General features: G+C 51.1%; 19 protein-coding genes, 1 tRNA gene and 1 pseudogene. 2 read left to right on the top strand and 19 right to left on the bottom strand.

Annotated features, from left to right (window positions below; genetic code table 11):
- Positions 1-5: 5 nt before the first annotated feature.
- The 14 genes and pseudogenes from AB1598_00725 to AB1598_00660 form a co-directional block, all read right to left on the bottom strand.
- The gene (locus tag AB1598_00725) at positions 6-2738 is read right to left on the bottom strand and encodes a heavy metal translocating P-type ATPase (protein ID MEW6143519.1); all 2733 of its coding nucleotides are present in this window, start codon (positions 2736-2738) and stop codon (positions 6-8) included.
- A 5-nt stretch (positions 2739-2743) separates the two neighbouring features.
- Positions 2744-2923, bottom strand: a complete 180-nt coding sequence (locus tag AB1598_00720; GenBank protein MEW6143518.1) for a DUF2934 domain-containing protein — start codon at positions 2921-2923, stop codon at positions 2744-2746.
- A 150-nt stretch (positions 2924-3073) separates the two neighbouring features.
- Entirely contained in the window at positions 3074-4258 is a 1185-nt protein-coding gene (locus AB1598_00715; protein MEW6143517.1) for an NAD(P)/FAD-dependent oxidoreductase, read from the bottom strand.
- A complete protein-coding gene (locus AB1598_00710) occupies positions 4255-6627 on the bottom strand; it encodes a phosphoketolase family protein (GenBank protein MEW6143516.1) in 2373 nt (790 codons plus the stop codon). The genes AB1598_00715 and AB1598_00710 overlap by 4 nt, the downstream gene beginning before the upstream one ends.
- A 166-nt stretch (positions 6628-6793) precedes the next feature.
- Complete coding sequence (locus tag AB1598_00705; protein ID MEW6143515.1) at positions 6794-7168, bottom strand: hypothetical protein; 375 nt, start codon at positions 7166-7168, stop codon at positions 6794-6796.
- Between the two features lie 48 nt (positions 7169-7216).
- Positions 7217-7819 (bottom strand): hypothetical protein, encoded by a 603-nt coding sequence (locus AB1598_00700; GenBank protein MEW6143514.1) that lies wholly within the window; start codon positions 7817-7819, stop codon positions 7217-7219.
- A gap of 19 nt (positions 7820-7838) precedes the next feature.
- Positions 7839-7895: pseudogene (locus AB1598_00695) on the bottom strand (SHOCT domain-containing protein).
- Between the two features lie 379 nt (positions 7896-8274).
- Entirely contained in the window at positions 8275-8850 is a 576-nt protein-coding gene (locus AB1598_00690) for a cupredoxin domain-containing protein (protein MEW6143513.1), read from the bottom strand.
- Positions 8851-8938: 88 nt separating this feature from the next.
- On the bottom strand, positions 8939-9409 hold the full coding sequence (locus AB1598_00685) for a hypothetical protein (protein ID MEW6143512.1): 471 nt from the start codon (positions 9407-9409) through the stop codon (positions 8939-8941).
- A gap of 107 nt (positions 9410-9516) precedes the next feature.
- Positions 9517-10020, bottom strand: coding sequence for a hypothetical protein (locus tag AB1598_00680; protein MEW6143511.1), 504 nt, complete (start codon positions 10018-10020; stop codon positions 9517-9519).
- A gap of 61 nt (positions 10021-10081) precedes the next feature.
- Entirely contained in the window at positions 10082-13336 is a 3255-nt protein-coding gene (locus AB1598_00675; GenBank protein MEW6143510.1) for an efflux RND transporter permease subunit, read from the bottom strand.
- 12 nt (positions 13337-13348) lie between these two features.
- Complete coding sequence (locus AB1598_00670) at positions 13349-14317, bottom strand: efflux RND transporter periplasmic adaptor subunit (protein ID MEW6143509.1); 969 nt, start codon at positions 14315-14317, stop codon at positions 13349-13351.
- Complete coding sequence (locus AB1598_00665; protein MEW6143508.1) at positions 14289-15608, bottom strand: TolC family protein; 1320 nt, start codon at positions 15606-15608, stop codon at positions 14289-14291. Before AB1598_00665 ends, AB1598_00670 begins: the two co-directional genes overlap by 29 nt.
- 903 nt (positions 15609-16511) lie before the next feature.
- Positions 16512-16588 (bottom strand) — tRNA-Arg (locus AB1598_00660).
- Positions 16589-16966: 378 nt separating this feature from the next.
- Here AB1598_00660 and AB1598_00655 point away from each other — a divergent pair.
- On the top strand, positions 16967-18085 hold the full coding sequence (locus tag AB1598_00655; protein MEW6143507.1) for a GDSL-type esterase/lipase family protein: 1119 nt from the start codon (positions 16967-16969) through the stop codon (positions 18083-18085).
- A 19-nt stretch (positions 18086-18104) separates the two neighbouring features.
- On the opposite strand, the gene AB1598_00650 is transcribed toward AB1598_00655, so the two are convergent.
- The 3 genes from AB1598_00650 to AB1598_00640 all read right to left on the bottom strand — a co-directional run bounded on the left by AB1598_00650 (position 18105) and on the right by AB1598_00640 (position 23966).
- On the bottom strand, positions 18105-20033 hold the full coding sequence (locus tag AB1598_00650; GenBank protein ID MEW6143506.1) for a TonB-dependent receptor: 1929 nt from the start codon (positions 20031-20033) through the stop codon (positions 18105-18107).
- A 129-nt stretch (positions 20034-20162) separates the two neighbouring features.
- Positions 20163-21965: a PQQ-dependent sugar dehydrogenase gene (locus tag AB1598_00645; protein MEW6143505.1), complete on the bottom strand. Its 1803-nt coding sequence runs from the start codon at positions 21963-21965 to the stop codon at positions 20163-20165.
- Between the two features lie 183 nt (positions 21966-22148).
- On the bottom strand, positions 22149-23966 hold the full coding sequence (locus AB1598_00640; protein ID MEW6143504.1) for a PQQ-dependent sugar dehydrogenase: 1818 nt from the start codon (positions 23964-23966) through the stop codon (positions 22149-22151).
- Between the two features lie 167 nt (positions 23967-24133).
- On the opposite strand from AB1598_00640, the gene AB1598_00635 reads away from it, so the two are divergent.
- Complete coding sequence (locus tag AB1598_00635) at positions 24134-24478, top strand: PilZ domain-containing protein (GenBank protein MEW6143503.1); 345 nt, start codon at positions 24134-24136, stop codon at positions 24476-24478.
- Between the two features lie 101 nt (positions 24479-24579).
- Here the strand turns inward: AB1598_00635 and AB1598_00630 are convergent, their stop codons facing one another.
- A complete protein-coding gene (locus AB1598_00630; protein MEW6143502.1) occupies positions 24580-25050 on the bottom strand; it encodes an NUDIX domain-containing protein in 471 nt (156 codons plus the stop codon).
- Positions 25043-25930: a polyphosphate kinase gene (locus tag AB1598_00625; protein MEW6143501.1), complete on the bottom strand. Its 888-nt coding sequence runs from the start codon at positions 25928-25930 to the stop codon at positions 25043-25045. The genes AB1598_00630 and AB1598_00625 overlap by 8 nt, the downstream gene beginning before the upstream one ends.
- Positions 25931-26046: the final 116 nt, after the last annotated feature.

Below are 26046 nucleotides of genomic sequence, written 5' to 3'. Positions count from 1 at the left end.
TTGATTTACACTCCTTTCGGTTTGAATCTCTTTAGCCTGTTGGCATTGGCAATAACAGTTACCGAGCTAAACGACATGGCAGCCGCTGCCATTAAAGGTGATAACAGCACGCCGAAGAACGGATAGAGAATGCCCATTGCGATTGGTATGCCTATCGTGTTGTAGATGAAAGCCCCGAAGAGGTTCTGATAAACATTTCGCATTGTAGACCGACTAATCTGAATTGCCATAACAACACCCCTCAAGCTTCCTTTAATGAGCGTGATGTCGCTCGCCTCGATAGCGACATCCGTCCCCGTGCCGATCGCGAAACCCACATCGGACTGGGCGAGTGCCGGTGCGTCGTTGATCCCGTCCCCTACCATTCCTACTTTCTTACCCTCTAGCTGAAGCTTCTGCACATTGTAAGCCTTATCCTGCGGCAATACTTCCGCGAGCACGCGCTCTATACCGACCTTGCCGGCAATCGCCTTCGCGGTACGTTCGTTATCCCCCGTGATCATAACTACTTCCAACCCCATCCGTTTAAGAATCTGAATCGACTGTTTCGAATCTTCTTTGACGGTATCAGCGACTGCAACTATGCCCGCGATTTCACTGTTTATAGCTACGTACATTGGCGTTTTGCCGTCCTCGGAAAGCCTTCTTGCATCATTTTCCAGAACGCCGACATCTATCCCTCGGCCGCGCATCAGCTTCAGGTTGCCAAGTAGCAGTTTCTTGTCTTCTACAGCCGCCTCTACACCATGTCCGGGTATTGCGTTGAAATCCCGAACTTCGGGCAATGTAAGATCCCGTGCTTCAGCACCCTCGACGATAGCGCTGGCAAGCGGGTGTTCCGAACCTTTCTCTATCGACGCAGACAATCGCAACAGCTCATTTTCGGTTATCGTTATTGTTTCTTGATTTCTCTCTGTTGCTATGACAATATCAGTGAGTACAGGCTTTCCGTGGGTGATAGTTCCCGTTTTGTCAAGAATAATTGTGTTAAGCTCCTTCGCCGTTTGTAATGATTCACCTCCACGTATGAGGATACCGTTAAGAGCTCCTAAACCTATTCCCGTCGTCAGCGAAATAGGCGTAGCCATGCCCAACGCACAGGGACAGGCAATGATCAATGTCGTGACACCCACTATTAAGGCATAAGCAATAGCGGGCGCGGGTCCGAAGTCGTACCATATCATAAAACCTATAACGGCGAGAATAATCACAACCGGTGTAAAGTAGCCGCTTACAACATCGACGATCCTCTGGATTGGAACTTTTGTAGCTTGCGCATCCTGCACCATGCGGATTATATTTGCCAATGCCGTATCCTTTCCAACTTTGGTTGCGCTGAATTTGAAAGAACCGGTCTTATTAATCGTAGCACCTATAACCTCGTCACCGATTCGTTTCTCTAGGGGTATGCTTTCGCCGGTAATCATTGACTCGTCTACCGCCGAAGCTCCTTCGATAATCTCGCCATCGACGGGTATCTTATCCCCGGGCCGTATGACTACGATATCACCGACCAAGACCTCTTCTACCGGAATATCCATTTCCTTCCCATTGCGCAAGACGCGGGCGGTTTTGGCCTGTAGTCCGATAAGCTTCTTGATTGCTTCGCTTGTTCGCCCTTTGGCTTTTATCTCCATTGCCAAGCCCAGTACTACCAAAGCTGTCACTACAACCGTTACATCATAGTAGACGTCCGCCATCTCGATTGAAGGGAATATCCGCGGGAAAAGGACAGCTACGGTCGAATAGATCCAGGCTACACCGGTGCCGATAGCGATCAGTGTATGCATGTTCGCTGTACGCCTCCGTAGCGATTCCCACATGCCGGTAAAGAATTGACTACCGCTGTATGCCATGACAGCGAGGGACGCGAGGCCCATGAACATCCATAGATAACGTAACTGCAAGCTGCCGCGAGGCAGCCAATCTCTCAGCCCCGGAAAGATCTGCGGGTAGGAAAAAATCATGGTAAAGACCCCGACCGCAGCACCGAACCACCACTTTCGCATAAGCTGGCGGTATTCTCTTGCGGAATCGTCCTCTTCTTTGTGTACAGCCTCAGAAGTAGGCGCCGTAGGATTGACGGCTTTATACGGACCGGCCGATTCAACTGCTCTCTCGAGTTTCTTCATGTCGAATGAATCCGGCATGTATTCGATCGAAGCTTCTTCGGTTGCGGGATTCAGTACCGCGGCTGCGACTCCTTCGACTTTCTTTAGAGCTTCCTCGATTTGCGGAATACAGCCTGAGCAGTAAATGCCGTTAATCCTCATGCGGAGAGTATTCGTGCCAGTGCGGTATCCCGCTTCCTTGATCGCCTTATAGAGATCAAGCGTATTTGCTGTTTTCGGGTCGTAGAAGATGTGCGCATGTCCGGTTGCGGTATTTACCATAGCATGGTGAACTCCTTTTACTCCTTGGAGCGCTTTTACGATGTTTCGGGAGCACTCGGAGCAGGTTATTCCGAAGACCGGTATCTCGATTCGTACGATTTCAGAAGGAAGCCCGATACCGGTCGTTGCCGAAGGAGTATTTTGCTTCAGTTGCTGTGTATTTGAGCCCACGGATTCCACAGGGTTGAGTGTTGCAGAAGGTTCGACGGTATATTTACCGGGTTCGGATAGGAATTTCTCTTCGCATGCCTTAGAGCAAAAATAATATACCTTTCCGTCTACCGTCCGGGAAGAGAACGCAGAGCTTTCCTCAATTTCCATTCCGCAAACAGGGTCTCTTGTCATTTTAGTCATCTTTTTTTGCCCTTAACTATCCTCTCAGCTTCAAGCCAGTCATCGAGCTCCTTACCCGGCTGTCTGCCTCTTTGTTCAAAAATCTCGTAAGCCTTTCTTTCAATAATATCTCTTATTGATCTTTCATCTACTTTCTTTCTCATCCTGGATGTTTTTGGTTTGGTTTCCTTTGCCATCGGTAATACCTCCTTATCTTTCGTTGCTTTGGTAAGATCCTAAAATCAGTAATTAAAGAGTTGATTGCTGCATTTGTGTTCCCTCCTTATGCTCACGACTGGTGTGATCTTCATGTTCCAAGCGTTTATGTTTAGAGTGATTATGAAGCTTCATGCCGACATAACCTCCTTGGATTCATAAGGATCTTCACAGCGCCTACACCAGACGCAATCACAGTTCCGATGCAAGCATTGCTTATCGATCAATCTCGTGTGATACCATTGTTTAGCAAGTTGAAATATCAAGCTCTTGAACTGTGATGGCGTATGCTGTCTTTGCAACATCTCGATAATGTCATTCCGCCTTGAAATAAGGCTTAGAACTTTGTCATATCCATAATTGCCTAGATGTGCGAAGAGCCACCGGTTAGCAAGCGAGGTCTCCATCATTGGCATGATTTTCTCCTCGCACAATTGAAAATAGGAAGTCCCCGTCAAGATACTTTTCGCCGCCAAATAGCCCGAGAGCATCGCGTACCTTAATCCGAAGCCCCACAGGGCATCCTGAAATCCGGCAGCTTCTCCAACAAGGAGAACGTCGCTCTTCTTTTCCGATCTGTGATTCAGCACAAAATTCCCATAACCGCCGAATTCCTTTGGTCCGTTTATTTCGATGTCCACGACACTCTTCATTATTTCGAGCGCTCGCAGGAAATAATCTTTGGTTTTCTGGAAATCTTCATACAAAACTGTTGCGAATGTGGCGTCACCGTTGTTAACTAAAAGATATGCATAACCTTTAGGCGCAATCCGGTTATCCAAAAAACCGTAGCAAGAATCCGGATGTGGTGTTCTGAATATTATTCCTTTTGCGATCATATCTGCAGCCCTGGGACCCGTGCCGACTATGGTGGTTCGATTCCGTGCTCTCTCGACCTTGTCGTTCCATAGTACTTTTACACCGGCGTCGATTGCTTGCCGCTTTAACCCCTGATCAAGAGTGCCGGCCCCGGTGCCCCGTTTGACCATGTAAAACAGAGGCCTTGAGGTCTCTATTACGTGTTTTTTCAAACTCGGCCCATAAAATTGCCCGATAGAATATGGTTCACACAGAAAGTTTATCGTGACTCCGATCGATGATAAGAATTCAAGCGCGTCTATATTGGTAGACCAATTTTCAATCCCCTGAAAGTCGCCATTAAATCTGGAGCCAACATCCCTTTTCTGTTCGTGAATTACTGTTTCCATGCCCGCTCTGGCGAGGTTGATAGCTGCGACAAGAGAAGCAGGTCCGGCTCCGACGATATGGACTCCTGAATCTTTGTTTGCCAGCCTTTTGATTCCTTCGTCATTCATGACTTCCATCTCCAATTGCGAATCTCGGGCATATCCTGACCGTATTTTTCGATATACTCTTTGTGATCGATTATTCTGTTCCGCATCTCCTGTTTTATATAAGCTGCCGTATAACCTAACTTGGGTACTCGATCGACCACATCTTCTACTAAGTGAAAGCGGTCTATATCGTTTCGTACCGCCATATCGAATGGAGTTGTAGTAGTTCCCTCTTCCTTATAGCCCCGAACGTGAAGATTATTATGATTTCTTCTTCGGTACGTTAAACGATGAATAAGCCAGGGGTAGCCGTGATATGCGAAGATTATAGGCTTATCAGTCGTGAATAAAGTGTCGAACTCCCAATCCGACAAGCCGTGGGGGTGTTCCTCTTTCGGTTGCAGTTTCATGAGGTCAACCACATTAATCACTCTTACTTTGAGCCCCGGTAGCTTTCGGCGGAGTATATCAACCGCTGCTAAGGTCTCTATGGTCGGCACATCACCGCAAGATACCATTACGACGTCCGGTTCACTTCCCATATCATTGCTCGCCCACTCCCAGATTCCTACCCCTGCAGTGCAATGCTTGACTGCAGCGTCCATATTTAGCCACTGTAATTCAGGCTGCTTGCCGGCCACTATCACATTGACGTAATTGCGGCTCCTCAAGCAATGGTCGGTCACCGAGAGTAGCGTATTCGCGTCGGGCGGAAAATAAACACGTATGACGTCCGCTTTTTTGTTTACGACATGATCTATAAACCCCGGGTCCTGATGACTGAATCCGTTATGATCCTGCCGCCATACATGAGAGGTCAGGAGATAATTGAGGGACGCGATAGGCCGGCGCCAGGGAATTTCGTGAGATGTGACCTTGAGCCACTTTGCATGTTGATTGAACATTGAATCGACTATATGGATAAAGGCTTCATAACATGAGAAGAACCCGTGTCTGCCTGTCAGGAGGTAACCTTCGAGCCAGCCCTGACACGTGTGTTCGCTTAATATCTCCATCACGCGGCCGCTTGGATCGAGATGCGATTCTTTGTCATTGTCCTCGGGAAGCCGCTCGGCCATCCATGCCCTATCGGTCACTTCGAATAACGGACTTAACCGATTCGAGGCGGTCTCGTCAGGTCCGAATACGCGGAAATTCCGTTCGTTCATATTCAGCTTCATAACGTCACGCAAGAATCGCCCCATGATTCTTGTCGCTTCCGCCTCAACCCGTCCGGGCTTGGGTACCTCTACGGCGTAGTCTCGAAAATCGGGCATCTTCAATTCCTTAAGCAGTAATCCGCCGTTAGTATGAGGGTCATCGCTCATCCTGCGCTTACCCGCGGGAGCCAGCTCCGCCAATTCGGGAATCAGCTTTCCTTTTTTGTCGAAGAGCTTTTCAGGCTTGTAACTCCTCATCCACTTTTCAAGCAGTTTCACATGACTTGGTTTAGTCGCCATCTCGCCGAAAGGAACCTGGTGGGATCGCCAGAAATTCTCTGTCTTCTTACCGTCAACGGACTTAGGTCCCGTCCATCCTTTGGGAGTTCTCAGGACTATCATAGGCCATTTAGGACGCTTAATAACTCCCTTGGTACGCGCGATCTTCTGGATTTTCTTAATCTCATCGATGACCATATCGAGGGTCTCATACATCATTCCGTGCATGACTTTAGGGTTAGAGCCTTCGACGAAATAAGGATGGTAACCGTAACCTACGAGCAAGCTCCCCAGCTCCTCCCGGCCTATTCGCGCCAATATCGAGGGGTTGGCGATCTTGTAACCGTTCAAGTGCAAAATCGGAAGAACTGCGCCGTCTGTAACCGGATTAAGAAATTTGTTCGAATGCCAGGCAGTGGCGAGCGGCCCTGTTTCGGCTTCGCCGTCGCCGACTATACAGGCTACTATTAGGTCGGGATTGTCAAAGGCTGCACCATATGCATGAGATAACGAATATCCCAATTCTCCGCCCTCATGAATGGAACCCGGAGTCTCCGGCGCAACGTGGCTGGGTACGCCCCCGGGGAATGAGAATTGTTTAAAAAGTTTTTTCATGCCTTCTTCGTCTTGACTGATCTCGGGATAATATTCGCTGTACGTACCTTCGAGATAAGCATTAGCCACGATGGCGGGACCGCCATGACCTGGCCCGGCGATATATATCATGTTTAAATACTTTTCCTTAATAACACGGTTTAAATGCACGTAAATGAAGTTGAGTCCCGGCGTAGTTCCCCAGTGTCCGAGGAGCCTCGGTTTTATGTGTTCCAGCTTAAGGGGCTTTTTAAGAAGGGGGTTATCATAGAGATAAATTTGTCCGACAGACAGGTAATTTGCGGCTTGCCAATACCTGTGAATCTTATCGATATGCACACTGTCGGGATTAGCCATGCTGCCCTCCGTTTTATATTTTGCACATCTACTACATTGAATATTCAACGGCTCTCTTGTATGTCTTGCGCCGTTTTTTCAATTCAATATCTCTTCATAAAAATCACTATTATTGCCCCCCGGGTTCTTGGGACCTGAGGAAGCCCTCACCCGGGGAATTTCCCATTTACTGAGGCTCTGTGGTTTTCTGGCCCTGCGTCTCTTGCGCCATCTTCTTGTGCTCAGCCGCCATCGCCCTATACTGCTCGGCGGAAGAGGTCGAATCCTTCGCCAGATTCTTACAGTGTGTGCTCATGCCGCCCATCTTCCCCCCCTCGTACGCCTTAGCCATCGACTCGTGCAGCGTCGCCTTCTTCTCCATCAAGACCGCCTGCTCTTCGTAGTATTCCGCGATCTTGAGATGGTCTTCGGGCGTGTCCGCCGTTTCGATCAGCACTGTAATGTCCACTTCCTCTTGGGCGCTCGTCGGGGTTTCTCTGTAGTGGGAGAAAACCCAGAGCGCCGCAGCGAATGCTGCCAAAAGTAGCATCGACTTCTTCATTTGTATCACCTCCCTTTTTTATGACGTAGTTTAAATATCTCACTGCTTTTAATGGTGTCCTTCGTGTTCACCCGGAGGATTCTCTTCTTCCTCTTGCGCGGGTTCGTTCCCCATCGTATCTCCTTTTTCCATCATCATTCCGCTCTTCATCATTCCGCATTCCATAGGCATCGCCTTCATCATCTTCGTAAAGTTTTCTGTCCCTACGGTTTTTCTAACAGCCGATAGGGCATCCACCATCATATCCGCCTGCTCTAGGCTCAGCTGATTAGACGTCTTTATCTCCGATTTCAGCTTTGCGGGGTCGAAGCCGGGGTCGTGTATCATGTCCATAATCTTCATGTGAGAGATCTTGAAATCGGCTTCCTTCCTGACGATCGGATAGAGATACTTTTCCTTGATGCCGGCCAGTTCTTTTTTCTGAGCATCCGTGAGGTCGAGGGCGCTCGCTTTCATCAGGATATGCTGAATCATCATGTCGTACATCATGGAACCCATCATATGGCTCCCCATCCCCTTTTCCATCCCCATCATCATGCCTTTGGACATCATGCCTTCTTTTTGATCGCCCATCTTCTGGCCCATTTCCTGGGCGAGCGACAGACTCGTAAGGCATATCAAAATAAGAGCTGAAGCGATTAATCTTTTCATGTCTAATACCTCCGTTCTGTTATTTTTTTCTTCTTCTTTCAAATTCCTCTTTACTTATTTCGCCCTTTGCATACCTCTATTCCAGTATCTGAATGGGTGATTATTCATTCTTAGTTTTGTCATTGAACCATCTTACAATTGCCGCAATTAACAATACGATCAGGAGCCAAAAAATGATGAAAAATATCCACATTCCCCAGTGCCAACCTAAGATCTCATGAACAGGCATAATCAATTCCCTAACTTGTCTTACCCGTTACTTGATTCCCTCTTCTTCTTTATAATTTTGTCGAGCATATTTAATGCCAAAATAATTTATTTTGTTTACATATAGTTACAGCATCTATCGTCCGTACCAGACAAAGAGTGTCTGACTTTCTGACAATCCGCCGAGCAATTGTATATGCATATTTGAGTCACTGTATGCTCCTTTCCTTCTTTACTGATTAATGCACTTATTCAACTGTAACGTTCCCCTTCATCTTTGCCTCGTAGTGACCCGGGATAAAGCAGGCCATCTCCCACTTTCCAATCCGGTCTGTCGGCACCATGAAGGTGATCGTGGCTTTACTATGTGGTTTGAGTAAAACCATGGTCCCATGGCCGGGCATTCTCATAAATTCGGCTCCGTTCCCGGTTTCGGCCTTGACATCGATCCCTTCAAAGAAGTCTTTGTCAAAGCCCCTCGACGCTCCAGCATGGGCGCTGCTCATTCCCCCGTCGTGTTCGTGGTGGTGCTCGTGTCCGGTTTCGGACGATTCATGTTCACCGGCCTCATCCGTCTCTTCGTGGGCTTCGTCTTCCGCCGTCTTAACCCCGCGGCCCACCATGAATTCATGTTCGATATTCCCGTCGTTGACTAGCTCGATCTTTACCTCCCGACCGGCCTTGAGCTCGATTGTTTCCGGTTTGAAGAAAAAATCGCCTGTTACAATATGTACCGTGCTCGCCCTTTCCTCGTGTTTGCAGGCAGTAAGCAAAAGCAGAAAAGATACAGGTAACCAGATTGTTAAAGGTAAAAGCCTCTTCATTGTTTCTCGCCTCCGTTTATAGATATGTCAAGATCCCTCTTGTACTCTAACTTCCTTTTCGTTGCTCCCCGCATGATCTTCCCTCCGATTATTCAGATGCCGCAGCGGGCACCCACCTGAACCGGAAATTCTCACGGTTCTCTCCGTCTTTTATGCTGACGACTGCTTTAAATGAACCGATTTCTTTAATTCCTGTCTCGGCTTTGAGGTGTGAGGTCGTATCTTCTTCCGCAGCTCTGAAGGTAACCCAAATGATCGAACCGTCTGCCATGGTAAGATAGCCGCTGGCCGAATGATACTTTGGCAGCGGAATTGGTTTCATATCTTCATCAAAGAAAAAAATCACGATGTATCCAATTTCATGATCAACCATACATTCCACGTAATTCATCCCAAATTGAAATACAGGTCCGCCATGAGGGCCTTTTTTCAGTTCTTCCTGATGGTCCATTGGACCATGCGCCCACACTGTGTTCGTAAATTCAGATAATGCCAAGACCATTGTTAAGAAATTTATGGCAATGACCCATCCTAAGACATGCTTCACATGCAGATTCACTTCACACCTCCATAGAACCAAGTAATCGATACGCCCTGCATAATGCCTATAATATCAAGGCAAGGTCGCTGCTTATTATGAAATACTTCTATTCATATCCCTCTAACCTAGCTACTCTCGTCATCCGAATGCGCAGCGGGCGCCCAGCTGAACCGGAAGTTTTCACGCTTGTCTCCGATTTTTAAGCTGACAACGGCTTTAAAAGAACCGATTTCTTTAATCCCCGTATCCGCTTCAAGATGGGAAACCTGGCCTTCCGTCCCGCGCTTCAGATCAAAGGTTTTCTTAGAGTTGTCGGACATAGTGAGATAAACGACACCCGAATAACTCTCCGGCATCGGTATCGCCTTCAACTCTTTATCGAGCAGGAAAAGGACAATCTCCCCGCTTCCATGGTCAACTGTAAATTCAAGATGGTTGTCGCCGGATACAACAACCGCACCGCCGTGCGGGCCTTTCTCTTCTTCTTTCACGGCGCCGCCGTCCTCGTCTCCACCAAGCTGGTCCCCGTGCGCCCAAGCCCCTACGGTTAGTTTGGGCGATACTAACAGAGTCACTAAAAGGCAGACGCCGATTGTCCACTTCAAAATAGACTTCTTGTGTAATTTCATTTTACACCTCCTGAAATTTGATATTTTTATTGAACTCGTGTCCTTATTATTCCGTTATCCATCATGCTTTCCCCTCCGCAGCTTGCTTTCTTCTCTCCGCCCAGCTTTCGACTTTATTGTAGATCGTAGGGACCACGATCAGGTTTAAGAAAGTGGAAGTGAAAAGACCGCCTATGACTACTATCGCCAATGGCCGCTCTATCTCTTTCCCTGTTGGCTCGCCGATTAGAAGCGGAATGAGCGCAAGCGCGGCTGTGGACGCTGTCATTAAAACCGGACTAAGCCGGTCGAGAGAACCCCGAATTACCGTATCGCGTATCGAAAGTCCCTCTCTTCTTAATTGGTTGTAGTGACTGACGAGGATAATTCCGTTTCTTGTGGCGATACCGAAGAGGGTGATAAAACCGATCAGCCCCGGAATGCTGAGCTCGGCCCCTGTGAGGAAAACCGCATATATTCCTCCTATGAGCGCGAGAGGCAGATTGATCATTACGAGTAGGGCTTCGCGGGTGTTCCCGAAAGCCTGGAAGAGGAGCATGAAGATTGCAATCACGGCAACAAACCCGAATATCGTGAGCACCCTGGCAGCCTGCTGCTGGCTTTCGAATTGCCCGCCGTATTCTATGAAATAGCCCTGCGGGAGCTTGACCTGTGAGTTAATCTTATTTTGAATTTCGGTTATGACACTGTTCAGGTCGCGCCCGGCAACGTTAGACTGCACTACTATCCTTCGCTGTACCTGCTCCCGGTTAATAAAGTAGGGACGGTTTTCCAAATTGATCTCCGCAACCTGGTGAAGCGGAATCTTCGCTCCCGAAGGCGTATCTATCAGAACGTTTTTCAGGGTGTCAACGCCGCTCCGGGATTCCTCGTTTAGCCTGATGAACAGGTCAAAAGTTTTTTGTCCCTCAAGTACCTGCGAGACTGCAGCGCCGTTTAAGGAGGTTTCCGTGATTTCCGCCAGATCTCCAACATTGAGTCCGTAGCGGGCGGCTTTCTCTCGGTCATACCTGACAATCACCTGAGGAACGTCCAACTGCTGCTCGAGCTGGAGGTCTTCTATCCCATCCACTGTTTCCATGATTTCTCTGACCTCTTTGCCTATGCTGCGCAGGGTATTAAGGTCAGGGCCAAAAATTTTTATTGCTATCTGTGCACGGATTCCCGAAAGGACCTCGTCAAATCGGTGCGATATAAACTGCCCTACGTTCACTGCGACCCCCGGTATCTGCTTTAAGTCCGAACGTATGGATTCAAGCAGCTCATCCGCCGGACGCTCCCCGTACTCGATTTTCAGATCGAATTCGCTGAAGTTGGGGGGTTGTGCATCTTCGTCGAGCTCCGAGCGCCCCGCCCTTTGGGCTACGGAGACGATTTCCGGGTACTTTGATTTATCACCGAGATTCTCCCGGATTATTGACCCGAGCCTCATCGATTCCTGAAGGGACGTGCCGGGGAGGGTAGTCAGAGCTATGATGAAATTCCCCTCTCGGAACTCCGGGAGGAAAGACCGTCCGAAGAACGGGATCATAGCAATTGCTCCAATTAGGAGAATCAAGGATAAGCCGACTACAGGGTAGAAACCTTTGAGCGTAAGATTCAGGACACGCTCATAGTTTTTCTTGAGGAACCGGACTAAGAACCCCTCTTTCTCGATTTCCTCGCGGCCCGAGCCGCCGCTATTCCCGCCGCCTGGATTCCCAGTTGTTTCCGATGGGTTCGCGGGATTGCCGGGATTACCATAAGCGAATGCCGGCTGTAATAAAGGCACTCCTGCCTGGGCCATTCCCCTTTCTCGCTTCCTTTCCAGCTTACGCGTAAGGAGAAGGTAACAGAGCACAGGTGTGATAGTCACAGCAACAAGCAGAGAAAATAGGATGCTCGCTACATAGGCGATACCGAGGGGGGTAAAAATCCGGCCCTCGAGACCAGAAAGCAAAAAGACCGGAGTGAAGGCGATTATGACAATAAAAGTTGCATAAACAATAGAATTCCGTATCTCGGTCGAGGCGTTGAATACTACCCTGATCACGGGTTCCGGGTCAGGCAAGTTACGGTTGAGCCTCAACCGTCTGAATATGTTCTCCACATCGACAATCGCATCATCCACTACCTCTCCGAGCGCGACGGCCAGACCCCCGAGCGTCATCGCATTTATACCGATACCCAGTGATTTTAAAACCATTAACCCCCCTAGGAGCGAGAGCGGCATGGCGAGAAGGCTGATAAAAGAGGCGCGGAAGTTGACTAGAAATAGAAACAGGATAATTGTCACTATGACTCCGCCCTCCCACAGGGCTCTCTTTAAATTTGAGATGGCGGATTCGATGAAATCGGCCTGTCTGAAGACCTCGTAATTCATGTCAATTCCTTTAGGCAGGCCGGCTTTGATTTCCTCCAGGGCTTTCTCGACCTTATATGTCGTGGCCAGCGTGTCCGCCCCGTAAGCCTTTGAAATCGTACCGATGACGGCAGGGCTATTCATGAAAGCGCCGTCGCCACGCTTTATCTCGGGGCCTAGCTTCACCTCGGCCAATTGGCTCAGGGTAATGGGAGTGCCGTCACTGCGGACGGAGACTACGGTCCTCTTGAGATCATCGAGGGTCGTGATTCGCCCGACGCCGGTAATCGTAAACTCTTCCCCGCCGCGGTACACGAATCCCCCAGGGACGTTTATATTCGATTTCTCAACCGCGTCCTTCACTTGAGACAGGGTGACATCGTATGAGCGCAGCTTCAGAGGGTCAACAAGGACTTGATATTGCTTGACCTCCCCGCCGATCGAAACGACCGAGGCCACACCGCCTATTGCGAGGATCCTAGGGCGTATCTGCCAGTCCGAGATCGTCCGGAGCTCCATAGGCGAGAGCTCCGGGCTAGTCAAGCTGTACTTAACCATCCATCCGACGGCGGATGTGACTGGGAGCATGACGGGCGGCTTCGTCCCTGGAGGAAAGCGGTCCTGAACCGACTGTATTCGCTCGGTCACAAGCTGACGCGCGGTATATATATTTGTGCCCCAGTTAAAAACAATGATGATCGTCGAAAGGCCAACGGAGGACGACGAGCGGACGGTATCGACTCCCGGCGTACCGTTTACGGCACTCTCGATCGGGAAAGTTATCAGCGCCTCGACGTCTTCCGGGGAAAGTCCCGGCGCTTCCGTCTGTATCACGACCTGGGGCGGCGCAAACTCAGGAAAGACGTCCACGGGCATACGCGTTACGAGGTATGCCGAAGCGCCTAAGAAGATAAGAGTAGCCACAACAACCAGCAACTTATTATTAAGCGATCCTCTTATGATTGCGTTAAACATTAAGCAATTCTCCTATCTGCTGAATAACCATTTCGTATAGATCTGACGGTTGCCGTCTGTGACTACCTGGTCTCCGGGATAAAGACCGTCCGTGATTTCGATATAGCGGTCATCACTCATGCCGGTTGCGACGTCCTGACGGATGAACTCGTTCCCGTTTTTTACAAATACGAATTTTTCAGCCCCGTCGTCGATGATCGCTTCTACAGGAACGGCTAAAACCTCACTGCCCGGTCTGACCACGAGGTCGACTTTTGCAAAGAATTCGGGCTTGAGCAATCCTTCGTTGTTGTCTATAGAGACCCATATGCGTAAAGTTCGCTTCTCGGGATCGATCTGATCGGCGATAAAGCTCACCGTCCCGTCTAAAACCATGTCTGGGTAGGCATCCATCCTCACACGCGCATACTGACCGGGTTTCACCTTGGAGACGTCGCTTTCGAATACATCGCCTTCTACTATTACCCCGGATAAATCCGCAATTCGAAAAAGCGTCGCATTCGGCTCTATTGAACCGCCAAGCGAGACGTTTCTTTCGACTATTGTTCCCGAAAGCGGCGCAGTGATTGATACGAGAGGAGGGTCTCCGATCTGACGCGGAAGGAATGCGGCGAGTTTTTGCCCCTTCTTAACCCGATCACCGAGGCTTGCATAGAGTTCCTGAATGCGGCCTTCGGCTCTCGTGCTCACCTCTGCAATTCTGTTGGGCTCAGCCTTCACTATTCCGCTAACTGGAAGCACTTCCTCAATAGGTCTTATATCGGCTTCGACTACTTTGAGACCTATGCTTTTTTGGGCTATGTCGGATAGCTCTATACCGCTGCTCTCCGAAGTAGAAACAGTATCTTTCTCCTCTCCCCCTAAATGTTCTTCACCGTCTGCATTGGCATATCGCGGTGATGCTATTGCCGTGAGCAACGCGAAAGCTGTAATAAAAACCGAAATACAGGTGTTATTCCTTGCCATCGTTATTGGTTTCAACCTCCTTGGTCTCATTAAACGTGACAGACGTCGGGTAGTAGCCCGTAGATATCTGAAGATCGTTGAGGGCAATCTGATAATCTCGAACCGAATTGATATAAGATGATGACAATGTAGCAAATTGCTGGCGGGACTGTATAACATCAGTGATACCGGCAAGTCCTTGCTTAAAGCCGTCTTCCACAAGTTTCACATTGTCTTCCGCAGTCCTTAAAATTCCAGTTCGGTAAGTGTCTAATAGTTGTGAGAGGGTTGTTACTCTATTTAGGGCATCGCTTACCTCCTGGCTGATTGTCAACTTCAATGCCCTGAAATTCTCTTCCGCTCTATTCTCGCGAGACTGCGCTTCGGCAATGAGACCCTGCTTGCGATCGAAAATTGGTATGGGAATAGTCAGCTTAAAGCCAATCAACTGATCGTTATCCGTGATTTGCCCGCCGGAGCTGTCTAAAACCAGGCGGTCGTTTTCATAGAAAATCCCCGCCGTTATGTCTTCAAAGCGCAAAGTCTTCGCCAACTTCGTGTCGGCTTTAGCGAGTTCAATGTTAAGTTCCGCAAGTCTTACATCCGGCCTCTGAGAAAAAGCGGTATCGATATTGTAGTTATTTAAATCACTTAAGGGTTCGTATGTAAGCGAGCCCTCCGGGGTGAAGTCGAAGCCGGGCGGCTTTCCTATCAAGTTGTTTATTGCAAAAATCTTACTTCTTCTGAGAGCTGTAAGTACCTCTTTTTCCTGCCTTGTTTGCTGGAAGGCTATCGCAACGGCATTGAGGTCTTGCTGTGATGCAAGACCCTCTTTAATTCCGGTTTCTATACCTTTAAGCAATTCGCTATTGAGGTTTATCAAGGTTTCCTGAAGCTTGAGCTGTTCCTCGATTGCAAGGAGTTCTATGAATGTCTGACGGACATTTCGTACAAGCAGACGCTCTGAATTTGCGATGTCTGAAAGGGTAAGGTTGACATTCAGATTTGCGACTTCCTTTTGAGCACCGATACGCCCGCTTATGGGAATAGGCTGGTTTATGCCAGCTGTAAAATTCCGTTCGCCGTCGTTAGCAAATATGGTGTCGAACCCGAAACTGGATTCTACATCCGGGTTGGGATAGAGTCCCGCCTGTTTTAATCTGCCTCTTGCTTCCTCAGTTTGCACCCTGGCTGCTGCGAGATCCCGGTTTTCTTTGAGGGCAATATCGACTGCCTGATCAATTGTTAAGCTTTGAATCGGCTCTTGAGCTTGAGCGTTAGTTCCGGCAATAACTGTGATAAATAATATGATGAGGAATACTTTCATTCTATTTTTCCTCCATTGCGAAACATCGACCATGAGCAAATTACAACCCCTTAAATCGAAGGTTTTATATGGCACTGACTTCTTTTGTAAAAAACAAGAATTTACGGAGAGGCCCAATTTGATAGTTTAGTAGACTATCAATGAGCACGGGACGGATCGATTAGAGGGAACTATAGTAAGTACGAGGAGTGTAACAAATATATATCCGGAGGACCGTGAGGTCGTTTTGTGAATGCCGAATTTAAAAATTGTGATTTGCTGGAATCGCTTTCGGATGAAAGTAACGGCAATAAAGCAACAACCGAAGGTGTGGCATTAAAATTGCCGCTATCGTTGGAGCCTGGGAGTACTTCCAAGCAGCAGTCGTAACATTCCACATCCGCTGCGATTATTCCCGGATTAGAATTATGCTGTAACGAATCATGAACGTCACTGTATTCATGATCATGGCAATTTGAGCTTAAATGCGTTGATTCTTCTGCAAATATATTCGTTACGGAATAGATGCCAGTAGTGCAAAGGATGAGGTTGAATACTATATACAGACTTAACAGTCTCATGTTGAAATAAATTCTAGCTAATCCGCTGCCGATAGTCAAAAAAATTTCTATCTCTGGTTGTCTATGAAACATCGGCAACAGCTGGATTTTCTCATATATCTATTACCGCAGAAACGCTCTTGCCGACTAACGGACTATAGACCAGTTGCTCTATTAAAAAGGAGGGATGAGTCCATATTCGCTTCTCGTAATCAGCGGAATAGAGACAATGTTTATTTTTCGAAAAAATTTGTATGGACGAATAAATTCGTTTTTGCTCGAATCATTCTTTGACAATTCTTTGAAAGCAAGTTTAAGGATAATTTGCGTGGCTGGCATAACATACTGATATAATTATATAATATGGCGCGCCCGGAGGGATTCGAACCCCCGACCTACGGATTAGAAGTCCGTTGCTCTATCCAACTGAGCTACGGGCGCAGAGTAATGTTTACGGATAGTTACATGGATATTATATGTTTCCCTGTTCAATATTTCTAACATTCTTCTAACACGGGGAATTTTTTAATTTACCTGCACCCTTCCGGCACTTCAACAAGGGGGTTGTGAAATGCCCGGCCTGACCATAAAGAGGTATGCTTGCGGACCGTCAAGCATCGTACCGCACAATAAACGGGACCCGGGGAACCGATTGAAAGTAAATCGCCGATATTCTATAATCAGCAATACCGGCATGTACCGTCAGGCCGGATGCGCAAAGGAGAGACTGATTTTTGAAGCCGGGCCCGATGGACCGGTCCTTCATTACCGCTCAATCACATATTTATGGCGGGTCTCCGTGACCGGAATACACAGACGATGAAACGAAAACTCGTTCCCGTAATAATTAACGTCATTCTTGTCTTCATTTTTATTATCGTCATAGAGTCCTTCGGTCAGATTGCCTACTACATGAGGTACGGAATGTTTCCATACCAGATGGTCGAGGGAGACCAGTACATGGAAGTGTTCGAGCTCCATCCGTACCTCGCAGGGCGGCTAAAAAAAGACGCCGCCGTTACGGACGTAAAGTCGGGAAAGCGTATCACCGCCACGAAATACCATACCCGCTCGACGGGGGCTCCCGAGGAAGACGGTGACTTGATAAGGGTAGCCGTACTGGGCGGCTCAAGCACGTTCGGCACCGGGTTGACGGACCTCGACACCTGGCCCGCCATTCTGCAGAGAAAGCTCGGGGAGGGTTTCAGCGTTATTAATTACGGCGTCCCCGGCTATTCGACGGCTGAAGCCATAGTTCAGACGGCCCTTATCGTTCCCGAGCTCGAGCCAGAGTTCGTGATCTTCTACGAGGGCTGGAACGACATACATAATTATCACGTCCCCGATTTAGGCGGGGACTACTACGTTCACGGAATGTCGCAGTACGGTAATTTAGAGATACCTCCGATGCACAGGCAGGATTTCTGGGGGAAGCTGTACGAGATGTCGGCCATGGGGAGACTGGCTGCGAAGATAAAAAGGGAGCTTGCCGGAGCGGACGTCCCTTCCTGCCCCAAGTACGATACACCGGATGAGTACGTTAACAAAATTTACGCGAGGAATCTTGAAACCTTAAAGCTCTTGTCCGAGCATATCGCCCCATATACTATATTCGTCCCCCAGGTGTTAAATTACCCCGCGTTCACGGGAAAGGAGGATGACATCGGCTGCAACGGCTGGAGCTTCCATATAAAGAACGGGGCGATGCCGCAATTAATGGACAGGTTCAATTCAATAATGCGGTCCGTTTGCGCCAAGGACGATCCTAAATGCTTGTACATTGACGGGGTCCTGGACGTAAAATGGGAACAGGACGACTTCATCGACGACGGCCACTTCACGAAAAAGGGCGGGGAAAAGTTCGCCGATGTCATAGCCGCGGAGCTGCTGTCCAAAACAAAAGAAACGAATCGGTATAGTCACACCCGCCTGCGATAAACCGTATCAACGCATTTATTCAGAAAGTGACGCGTAGACCCGCCCTCGGGCTCACTCCAGGCGCGGGGAAGCCCACATACTGCTCGTACTCCTCGTTGAAGAGGTTATCGACGGCGACATAGAGACTTATCCAGTCCCCTGGCGCCCAGGTGAGAGCGACGTTGTAAACGTCGTAGGGGTCGAGGGTGACATCCCCCGTGGGTACCGACGAATCCGGGACGCTCCCGGTAAAGACCGCGTCGAGACTGAAAGTCACGCTCGCCGAGGGGTTGTAGACAAGAGTGAGCTCCCCCCACCACCTGGGCCTGTTCCTTAAGGGCTCGTCCGTTCCCTTTATATCGCTGTCGGCGTAGCTCACGCTGCCGTTTAACCGAAGCTCTTCCCACGGGCGGACGTTTCCGATTAACTCGAACCCCTTTACCGTTACGCGGGAGCGGTTAACGAGTATGGGAGGAGGCCCTTCCTCGAAGTCTATTAGGTTCTTGAACTCGTTGTAATAGACGTTGAGTTGAGCGCTCAGCCTGCCGCCCCAGACCCCCTGCGTCAGGCCGAGGTCGAGGCTCCTGCTCTCCTCGGGGACGAGGTCCGGGTTGCCCACTATGGGGTTCGCGAGGGAGAAGAAGGACGGGAGCTTGAACCCCTCCCCCCAGCTCCCCCGGAGTATCGTGTCCGTAGCCGCGAGCTTGTACGATACGCCCGCCCTGGGGCTGAACTCGGGGTCGAACCCCTCCGGGAAATCTTCCCTCGCGCCCAGCACGACCAGGAGGTTTTCCACCACGCTGAACTGGACCTCCGCATACGGGGAAAATATGTACCTGCTCAGGTCGAAGGCGGTAGGTAGGGGGAATCCAACGATTATCATTCCGCGGCTCGACCCGTCCTGGTATTCGGCCTCGAAACCCGCGGTTATATCGAGACCCGCGTAAGGGGAGAACGTGCTCGCAGCGTTCGCGTCGTAGCTCTTGTAATCGCTGTCGGATTCGTTGGGTGGGATGCCGAACGGGTCGCGCTCTCCGGGCGCGACGCCAGGGGACGTGAACTTTTCTTTGGTATTGTAATAGGAGAGCTTGAGGCTGTATTCCCACCACTCGAGGGGGCCGTGGGTGTAGTTGAGCCCCATGAGGAGCTGGTCTATGTTCCTGTCGTCGGTAGCGCGGAGCACCGCGAACTCGGGGCCGCCGCTGTCGTCAGGAAAGCTCGTGCTGTCGATATGCGAATACCTGAATGTGGAAGCGAGCTCCATATCGTCCCCGTTAACAAGCCCAGCCTTCGCCGTCACGCTCGGGCTCTTGAAGGTGCTCCCCTCCACCTCCTCCCCGTCGTCGAGCCAGGAACCCGTGACCGAGAAATCGTAGAACGGCCCCGCGCCCGAGACGCCGCCAAGGAATTGATACTGCCCGTATCTCCCCGCCATGGCTTCGGCGGACGCCTCGGGCTTCCCCTTCCCTTTTTTCGTGATGATGTTGATTACGCCGCTTAGCGCGTCCGAGCCGTAAAGCGACGACATCGGGTCGCGCACGATCTCGATGCGCTCGATGTTGTCCGTGCTGAGCGATGAGAAATCGAACGACCCGCCCCTGCTGTTCGTCGGGTCGTTCACCTTCACCCCGTCGATGAGAACCAGAGTGAAGTTAGGGTCGCCGGCCCTTATATAAACTGACGTCACTCCTCCGCGCGAGGCGGGCTGGTCGACGTAGAGCCCGGGTACGTCCTCGAGCAGCTCGCCCACGCTTACGGCATGGCTCGCCTCTATCTCCTCTTCCGTTATGACGGTAACGCTCCCCGTGCTCTTGCCGAGCTCGGCCGGGTACGCCGTGCCCGTTACGACGACCGGTTCGAGAGTCCGAGCGCCCGTGAAACCGAGGCTTTCATCCTCCGCAGGTGAAGGGACGGCATAGAGAACCGGGCATACGCATATCAACAATCTCAGTAATAATTTGTATTTCATACGTACGGCTCATGGGAGCGGGCGTGATTCGGGCAGCGCCCGATCCTCGGGGATGATGATATTTAGTAAACCGCTAATAGTAAAGTCCGGGGAAGAAGGGGCAGGGTGAGCTGGTCTCCGCGGAAGCTGCTATGCCCGCATCCGCTTACGCTTCCGCGTCACGGCGTAAACGCCGCCTGCTAGAAGCGTTACGGCGATCCCCAGAAGAAAGGAATAAACAATGTGCCTGTACCTGAGGTGAGGGATCACAACCGTGATGTCCTTAAAACCGACGGACCTCGCATCGAACTCTTCCGGTACGAGGAACATCGTGATAAGCTCCGCCTCCTTTTCATTTATGCCGAGGTTAGGCATGGCCGATTCCGGGTTATCGAACTTGGGCTCCATGATGTGATACTTCATCCAGGTCCTCACCCTCTCGATCCCGCTTTTATCGAGCACCTCGGCCCGTTCCTCCCTGTAGCTCTTGTACGGCTCGGTTTCGAGCCCTTCGAGCTCCTTCACATGTGTCCTGTATTCGCCTGAGCCGAGCCTCTCGGTGACCCTCGCGACGAGACCGTCGCTGTCCAGATTGGGCCCTGCCGTGCCCCAGCCGCTCGTGCCGAAAGTATGGCAGCCGTAACATCCGCGGGATTCGAGGAGCACGCGCGCGCTCGTTTCGCTCCCGAGCGTGTTGGGATGGGTGCTTTCCGGATTATACGTGACCTTCAGCACCACGCTCCTCCCGTCGGCAAGCGGCAGTATGGGGACGATATAAAGCCCGTCGGGGCCTATCGCGAGACCCGCCAGCGTCTGGAACGCCGAGCCCGTATACCTGAGCAGCGTCGCCGGAGGGGAAACTACTTTACCCACCCTGAAATCATAGTCGAACATTTCAATGTTTCTGCCCTTGGAAGTTTTGGGATCGACGTCAGGGTCTCCGCACTGGGATACATAGAATTTCCCTATGTAGGGCGGCGGGAACATTTCCGAGTCCGGGGGCAGATATACGAGCTGTGTGATCCCCGCTCCGGGCACGAACACGACCAAAGAGTTCGTCGCGAAGCTCGTGTCCGTCCCGTCCCAGAGATAATTCCCCCCTTCACGCACCTCGATGATCCTGTCGACGGAAGGGCCGTTATCGGCTACGAACACATGCCCGTCCGCAATCGTTAACCCGAACGGGTTCCTCAACCCAACGGCCCAGACATAATTCCGTGCCTTTTTAACGTCGTCGTCGACGTAATACGGATTCGATTTCAAGGGCTTCCCGTCAAGCGTCATGCGGAGTATCTTTCCGAGGACGGAATCCGGGCTCTGGCTACGCTTGTAATCATGCTCCTCGGTCAATATTATGTCGAACCCGTCTCCGACCGCCACGTATAGCGCGCCTTCATAGACCCGGCACGGTCCTATCTGATGAGAAGGGCTCGACCCCTCCCGCGAGAATATGTCTGTAAACGCGGTCATCGGGCCGGGCTTGAGGGAAAAGGTCCCCGGTTTTGAATCGAACCTCGCGATATTGTTCCGCAAAATCCCGGATTCATCCTGATAGGCGAAGGTTACGAAGACATAGCCGTTTTCAGGGTCGAGACAGATTCCGGCAAGCCCGTTCTCGCCCGAGAACGCCGGAAGCTCTGTGGAAGGGGTGAATTTGAAGAAATCCTCGGCGAACGTGTACACGCTCCTGTCGTTAGTGACGACCTTTATCTTGCCCCTCAGCTCGAGGACGAAATAGAGCGGGTCCTTGGGGTCTTTCCCGGGGTCGGGGACGAAGGCGAGAGCCGAGGGGAAATGGTACCCCTCCGTGTCGATGCTTATATCGAAACCCTCCTCGAGGGACCAGTCCCTCCACCATTCCTTCTTTTCGCCGGCGTTTTCATCTGCCCGCGCGGACAGGGGACAAAACAGCAATAACGCTGCCAGGAGAATGAAAACCCCGCGCAGGATCATGATTGAGAAGTTATCCGTCATCGACATTCCAAGTTTCATCAGTATATGGTTATATAGGAATATAGAGATCCCTGCATAAAGCCAGTTCCTCTCACGTACTCAATATTATATGTACCCCGCAAGTATGCAAATTCACGCCGCCAGTCCCGCGCCCCGAGGAGACGGGTCCGGTTGACGGGCAGTTCAGCGGCGCGTCCTTTTCCTGATCACGGCATAGCCGCCTGTAACCAGGAGCGCCAGGGAGAAGCCGAGCGCGAAGGAAACCAATATATGCCTGTATTTGAGCTCCGGAATGAAACGCTTCATGAACTTCCTCACCCTCATATCCGGTCTGTTTTGATCAATCCTGACTTCTCCAAGCAGGTAGTCGGCGATCATCTGCGCGTTAGGCTCCGTTACGTCCATATTCGGCATGCGCGCGTGAGGGTCATCGAACCTCGGCTCCATTATACGGTATTTTATCCACGCCCTGACCTTATCCATCCCGCGCTTCTCGAGGACCTCCTTCCTCGCCTCCCTGAATCTCTTATACGGTTCGCTGTCGATCTCGTCGAGCTCGCCTGCCAATTCGGAATATTCAGGGGATGTAATCCTCTCCTCTATCCTTGCGACGAGACCCGCCTTATCGAGGCTCGGCCCGTCCCCGCCCGCCCCGTATCCGTTGAGCGTGTGGCAGGTGAAACAGCCGCGCTCTTCGATATACCTGGAGGCATCCTCCGTATCCTCGAAACCGTAAGGATGCCGGCTGTCTCTATCATATCTGATTTTGAGCGCATAACTCCTTCCCGATGCATCGGGATAAAGCGGGAGGAAATACAGACCGTCGGGACCAGCCGCGAGGCCGACGACCATCTGAAGGCTCTCTCCCCTGTATTTTAATAAGTATCGGGGCGTCCCTGTTATCAAGTCGACTTCAAAACCGTAACGGATGCTGATAATGCCCCTCGCGGCGTCCCTCTTTAGGTCGCTGTTCGGGAAACCGCAGAGGGTCAGATAAAACCTGGCCCTGTACCCTTCGGGGAAAATCTCCGAATCCGCTGGAATGAACTCCATCTGGGTCACTCCGGTCGCAGGGGACAGAACCTGGGCAGAATTAGCCCCGATGCTCCAGTTCGTACCGTCCCACAGGTAGTCGTCCCCCGCCTTCACCTCCGTGAACCTGTCGACGGAAGGGCCGTTGTCGGCGGTGAACACGCGCCCGTTCAGCACCTTGAGCCCGAAGGGGTTCCTGAACCCCTTCGCCCATACGTAATTCCTTGCCTTGCCCGCGTCGTCGTCGACGTAAAACGGATTCGATTCCAGAGGCTTACCGTCAAGCGTCATACGCAGTATCTTTCCGAGTACGGAGTCGACGCTACGGCTCGTATTCCGTCCCTCGGCATCCCGTTCGGTCACGGTGTATCCGTCACCCACCCCCACGTAGAGCGTACCGCCGTCGACCTGGCACGACCCTATCTGGTGCGACAATCCCGTCACCGCATTATTTAAGACATCGGTAAAGGCGAGTTTGGAGCTCGGTTCGAGGGAAAACCTGCCCGGCTCGGACTGGAACCTCACAATATTGTTCCTGAGGACCCTGTTCTCGTCCTCGTAGACGAACGTAACGAAGACATATCCGTGAACCGGGTCGAGGCAGATGCCGGCGAGCCCTCCTTCCCCGGAGCGGGAGGGAAGCTCCTCGTCGGGCTCGAATCTGAAGAAGTCCCGGGCGAACGTATATACGCTCCTGTCGTTCGTAACGACTTTAACCTTTCCCCTTAGCTCGGTTACGAAATAGAGGGCGTCCTTGGGTCCGCTGCCCGGCTCGGGGACGAACGCAATCGCCGTGGGGAAATGATAGCCTTCCGTGTCGATGCTTATATTGAAGCCCTCTTCGAGGGACCAGTCTCCCATCCAGTCGTTATTCTGAGCGGCAGGGCTTGACCGGGGCGGGATGGCGAGAGCGATGAAAAGGCAGGCGAAGAGTCCCGCCTTATATGTTATAGAGACGATATGATTCATATCGGATATCCGGGACGGGGCAGCCGGGGGCCCTTACATCCTAATGAATATTATCCATACGGGAGTTATATGCAACCAGGCGGCCCGCCGGATTTTTGAGCGCCTGCAGCCCAGGGGCACGTTCATCGGAGCGCAGAAATGGGGTTATAATTGGCTGAGGAGTCCCTGTGGGCGAGAAAAGAAAATCGAGGAGACTTCCCTTCAGGAAGCGGATAAGGCTCGGTAAGGAGAACCCGACATTTATGGGGTACGCCGTAAACATTTCCGAGCAAGGCCTCGAGGTCGAGGCGAGGAATGTATTCCCCGCCGGCACGAGGATCGTGATAAGCTTGCAGGAAGAAGGCGAATCCGGGAAAGACATCGAGGAAATAAGGGTGGAAGGAATTGTAAGATGGTCTACCCGCCTCGCCGGGAGCCTCTCCGGAAAGATGGGGGTGGAGATAATCGACGACTCGGGGGACACCGTTAAAAGCGCCTACAGGGAAAGGATCAACAAGCTAATAAAAGAATAGCGGTCCGCGAGCCGCGGCCTTTCCGCACTAACCGGAAGATTTCAACCGAATCCGAACTAATCGCTTGAGCCAGGCGCAGTTTCCGGCCACGCGCACCGTCCTCAAAACCTAGGGGCGTACGCCAGGTTCTGGAGCCAGAAATCTATTACGTACTCGATCCTCGGAAGGAGCAGCGACCTGTACTTGTCGAGGTCGGGAAGGTGCACCCAGCGGCATTCTATAATGCCCTCCCTGAACTGGGGTGCGACGTCCGAATCCTCGCCGTGGTAGTGGACCAGGTACCAGTGGGTTTTCTTGAGGTACTTCGTTTTCTCGTGCCTCGTCGTATGCCATGTGGATACGAGCTTCCCCTGGATCGTGAGCTTGTCCTTGTCGAGGCCTGTCTCCTCGCTTATCTCCCTGAGCGCTGTCTCGAGTGGGTCGGAGCCCATTTCGAACCTCCCCTTCGGGAGGTCCCATTTCCCGCGCTTGAAAATGAGAAGGATATGGTAATTATCGTTATAAACGAGCCCGCCCGCGGATCTCACGCGGGGCAGGTTAAGGGTATTTGCTAATGTGATGTCTTCATCCATTTTGGGGTCCTGTCAGCACATCCTGAGCCTCGAGCTTACGCTCGTCGGCCAAATCCTTCAGCACTGAGTATTGTAATTTATTGAGTCCGTCGAAGGCGACTCCGTTTATTTCTATAGTATGCGTCTCCGTCACGTCCTCTCCGGTAAGGGGGACGAATTTCTTGTTCCCGTAGAGCCTCACGATGTAGAGCATGCACGTGAGCCTGGACGTCTTTCTGGAATTCGAGTTTATGAGAATCCACGGCGACTTTTCCGATGCCGTATGGTCGAACATCTGCTCCTTGTATTTCGTGAAGGTCTCCCATTTCTTCCGAGCATTGTAATCGTTTTCCGAGAATTTCCAAAATTTGAGAGGGTCGGTCAGGCGCTCCTGGAAACGGTAGAGCTGGTGCTCGGGGTCGACGGAGAGGTAGAACTTCACGAGCTTAAGGCCGCCGTCTATGAGCTCGTGTTCCCAGTCGAGCACTTTGGCCATGAAATACTCGTACTGCTTCTGCGTGCAGTAACCCATCGTAGGCTCTATGAGCGCGCGGTTATACCACGACCGGTCGAAGAACACCATCTCGCCCGGGTTCGGAAGGTGCTGCTCGTACCTGTGGAACCAGTATTTGGACTCCTTTGGCGTCGGCACCCCGAGGTCCACTATACGGTAATATTTCGGCATCAGGTTCTGAGTGAACCTAAGTATGGTCGAGCCCTTGCCTGCGGCGTCGCGCCCGTCGAAACAGATGCACCACCTCTCCCCGTTTTTCACTATGCTCTGTTGTATCAGGAGCAGCTCGAGCTGGAGGCGTCTCTTCTCGATATAGTAGTCCTTCAGGCTTATCCCCTCGTACGGGGATTCGATCTTTTCTACGCTGCCGCCCGTGAGTTTTTTCATGCAGTCAGTCCTCCGTACTGTCTTTCCGGCCGATCGTCGGCTGTAGAGAGTCTTTAAACACGGTCCCAACGGCTTGCATATGGCCGGCTGCACCTCTCCCCTTTTTATTTAATCCG

The sequence above is a fragment of the Thermodesulfobacteriota bacterium genome, assembly GCA_040754335.1.
Taxonomy (GTDB): domain Bacteria; phylum Desulfobacterota_D; class UBA1144; order Nemesobacterales; family UBA2774; genus 2-12-FULL-53-21.
This window is presented reverse-complemented; position numbering and strand designations above follow the sequence as displayed.

Bases quoted from the DNA above. Each gene is read 5' to 3' on its own strand.
- AB1598_00715 (MEW6143517.1), bottom strand. From the start codon at position 4,258: ATGAATGACGAAGGAATCAAAAGGCTGGCAAACAAAGATTCAGGAGTC.
- AB1598_00650 (MEW6143506.1), bottom strand. From the start codon at position 20,033: ATGAAATACAAATTATTACTGAGATTGTTGATATGCGTATGCCCGGTT.
- AB1598_00690 (MEW6143513.1), bottom strand. From the start codon at position 8,850: ATGAAGAGGCTTTTACCTTTAACAATCTGGTTACCTGTATCTTTTCTG.
- AB1598_00665 (MEW6143508.1), bottom strand. From the start codon at position 15,608: ATGAAAGTATTCCTCATCATATTATTTATCACAGTTATTGCCGGAACT.
- AB1598_00645 (MEW6143505.1), bottom strand. From the start codon at position 21,965: ATGATCCTGCGCGGGGTTTTCATTCTCCTGGCAGCGTTATTGCTGTTT.
- AB1598_00625 (MEW6143501.1), bottom strand. From the start codon at position 25,930: ATGAAAAAACTCACGGGCGGCAGCGTAGAAAAGATCGAATCCCCGTAC.
- AB1598_00725 (MEW6143519.1), bottom strand. From the start codon at position 2,738: ATGACAAGAGACCCTGTTTGCGGAATGGAAATTGAGGAAAGCTCTGCG.
- AB1598_00680 (MEW6143511.1), bottom strand. From the start codon at position 10,020: ATGAAATTACACAAGAAGTCTATTTTGAAGTGGACAATCGGCGTCTGC.
- AB1598_00710 (MEW6143516.1), bottom strand. From the start codon at position 6,627: ATGGCTAATCCCGACAGTGTGCATATCGATAAGATTCACAGGTATTGG.
- AB1598_00655 (MEW6143507.1), top strand. From the start codon at position 16,967: ATGAAACGAAAACTCGTTCCCGTAATAATTAACGTCATTCTTGTCTTC.
- AB1598_00640 (MEW6143504.1), bottom strand. From the start codon at position 23,966: ATGAATCATATCGTCTCTATAACATATAAGGCGGGACTCTTCGCCTGC.
- AB1598_00700 (MEW6143514.1), bottom strand. From the start codon at position 7,819: ATGAAAAGATTAATCGCTTCAGCTCTTATTTTGATATGCCTTACGAGT.
- AB1598_00720 (MEW6143518.1), bottom strand. From the start codon at position 2,923: ATGGCAAAGGAAACCAAACCAAAAACATCCAGGATGAGAAAGAAAGTA.
- AB1598_00705 (MEW6143515.1), bottom strand. From the start codon at position 7,168: ATGAAGAAGTCGATGCTACTTTTGGCAGCATTCGCTGCGGCGCTCTGG.
- AB1598_00630 (MEW6143502.1), bottom strand. From the start codon at position 25,050: ATGGATGAAGACATCACATTAGCAAATACCCTTAACCTGCCCCGCGTG.
- AB1598_00675 (MEW6143510.1), bottom strand. From the start codon at position 13,336: ATGTTTAACGCAATCATAAGAGGATCGCTTAATAATAAGTTGCTGGTT.